Annotated in this window: 1 tRNA gene and 1 rRNA gene; both read right to left on the bottom strand. The window is 51.8% G+C overall.

Going from position 1 to position 2,732, the window contains the following annotated elements:
• Positions 1-2,384: ribosomal RNA gene (locus FDW97_RS21270) — 23S ribosomal RNA — on the bottom strand; the annotation flags it as partial.
• A 209-nt stretch (positions 2,385-2,593) separates the two neighbouring features.
• Positions 2,594-2,669 (bottom strand) — tRNA-Glu (locus tag FDW97_RS21265).
• Positions 2,670-2,732 lie beyond the last annotated feature (63 nt).

The following is a 2,732-nucleotide window of genomic DNA, read 5'->3' as shown; positions in this document are numbered from 1 at the left end:
CCTGCTTTCGCACCTGCTCGAGCCGTCACTCTCGCAGTCAAGCTAGCTTATGCCTTTGCACTAACCTCCTGATGTCCGACCAGGATTAGCTAACCTTCGTGCTCCTCCGTTACTCTTTGGGAGGAGACCGCCCCAGTCAAACTACCCACCAGACACTGTCCGCAACCCGGATTACGGGCCCACGTTAGAACACCAGCCATTAAAGGGTGGTATTTCAAGGACGGCTCCATGCAGACTGGCGTCCACACTTCAAAGCCTCCCACCTATCCTACACATCAAGGACCAGTGTTCAGTGTCAAGCTATAGTAAAGGTTCACGGGGTCTTTCCGTCTTGCCGCGGGTACACTGCATCTTCACAGCGAGTTCAATTTCACTGAGTCTCGGGTGGAGACAGCCTGGCCATCATTACGCCATTCGTGCAGGTCGGAACTTACCCGACAAGGAATTTCGCTACCTTAGGACCGTTATAGTTACGGCCGCCGTTTACCGGGGCTTCGATCAAGAGCTTCTCCTTACGGATAACCCCATCAATTAACCTTCCGGCACCGGGCAGGCGTCACACCGTATACGTCCACTTTCGTGTTTGCACAGTGCTGTGTTTTTAATAAACAGTTGCAGCCAGCTGGTATCTTCGACTGATTTCAGCTCCATGAGTAAATCACTTCACCTACCTATCAGCGTGCCTTCTCCCGAAGTTACGGCACCATTTTGCCTAGTTCCTTCACCCGAGTTCTCTCAAGCGCCTTGGTATTCTCTACCTGACCACCTGTGTCGGTTTGGGGTACGATTTCGTGTTACCTGATGCTTAGAGGCTTTTCCTGGAAGCAGGGCATTTGTCACTTCAGCACCGTAGTGCCTCGTCATCACACCTCAGCGTTAAAAGGTACCGGATTTACCTGGAACCTCCGCCTACATGCTTAAACCGGGACAACCGTCGCCCGGCCAACATAGCCTTCTCCGTCCCCCCTTCGCAGTAACACCAAGTACAGGAATATTAACCTGTTTCCCATCGACTACGCCTTTCGGCCTCGCCTTAGGGGTCGACTCACCCTGCCCCGATTAACGTTGGACAGGAACCCTTGGTCTTCCGGCGTGCGGGTTTTTCACCCGCATTATCGTTACTTATGTCAGCATTCGCACTTCTGATACCTCCAGCAACCCTCACAGGCCACCTTCAACGGCTTACAGAACGCTCCCCTACCCAACAACACATAGTGTCGCTGCCGCAGCTTCGGTGCATGGTTTAGCCCCGTTACATCTTCCGCGCAGGCCGACTCGACCAGTGAGCTATTACGCTTTCTTTAAATGATGGCTGCTTCTAAGCCAACATCCTGGCTGTCTGTGCCTTCCCACATCGTTTCCCACTTAACCATGACTTTGGGACCTTAGCTGGCGGTCTGGGTTGTTTCCCTCTTCACGACGGACGTTAGCACCCGCCGTGTGTCTCCCGTGATAACATTCTTCGGTATTCGCAGTTTGCATCGGGTTGGTAAGTCGGGATGACCCCCTAGCCGAAACAGTGCTCTACCCCCGAAGATGAGTTCACGAGGCGCTACCTAAATAGCTTTCGGGGAGAACCAGCTATCTCCCGGTTTGATTGGCCTTTCACCCCCAGCCACAAGTCATCCGCTAATTTTTCAACATTAGTCGGTTCGGTCCTCCAGTTAGTGTTACCCAACCTTCAACCTGCCCATGGCTAGATCACCGGGTTTCGGGTCTATACCCTGCAACTTAACGCCCAGTTAAGACTCGGTTTCCCTTCGGCTCCCCTATACGGTTAACCTTGCTACAGAATATAAGTCGCTGACCCATTATACAAAAGGTACGCAGTCACACCCGAAGGTGCTCCCACTGCTTGTACGTACACGGTTTCAGGTTCTTTTTCACTCCCCTCGCCGGGGTTCTTTTCGCCTTTCCCTCACGGTACTGGTTCACTATCGGTCAGTCAGGAGTATTTAGCCTTGGAGGATGGTCCCCCCATATTCAGACAGGATACCACGTGTCCCGCCCTACTCTTCGAGTTCACAACACATGCGTTTTTGTGTACGGGACTATCACCCTGTACCGTCGGACTTTCCAGACCGTTCCACTAACACACATGCTGATTCAGACTCTGGGCTGCTCCCCGTTCGCTCGCCGCTACTGGGGGAATCTCGGTTGATTTCTTTTCCTCGGGGTACTTAGATGTTTCAGTTCCCCCGGTTCGCTTCATTACGCTATGTATTCACGTAATGATAGTGTGACGAATCACACTGGGTTTCCCCATTCGGAAATCGCCGGTTATAACGGTTCATATCACCTTACCGGCGCTTATCGCAGATTAGCACGTCCTTCATCGCCTCTGACTGCCAGGGCATCCACCGTGTACGCTTAGTCGCTTAACCTCACAACCCGAAGATGTTTCACTTCTGATTGCGAAAATTTGAGAGACTCGAACACACCTTTTATCTGTTCTTATTACGGAGAACAGACACAGTGTGTCGTTTCAATTTTCAGCTTGATCCAGATTTTTAAAGAGCAAATATCTCAAACATCACCCGAAGATGAGTTTTGAGATATCAGGGTGCGCGTCTTTCACTCACGAACCAGCAAGTGGCGTCCCCTAGGGGATTCGAACCCCTGTTACCGCCGTGAAAGGGCGGTGTCCTGGGCCTCTAGACGAAGGGGACACTGAAGTCTCAATCGCAAGACGCCTTGCTATTCAATTTTCATCAGACAATCTGTGTGAGCAC

Origin of the sequence: Citrobacter sp. wls708, assembly GCF_005281255.1 — a bacterium.
Taxonomy (GTDB): Bacteria; Pseudomonadota; Gammaproteobacteria; order Enterobacterales; family Enterobacteriaceae; genus Citrobacter; species Citrobacter werkmanii.
The sequence above is the reverse complement of the archived record's forward strand: the minus strand, read 5'-3'. Positions and strand labels throughout refer to the sequence as shown.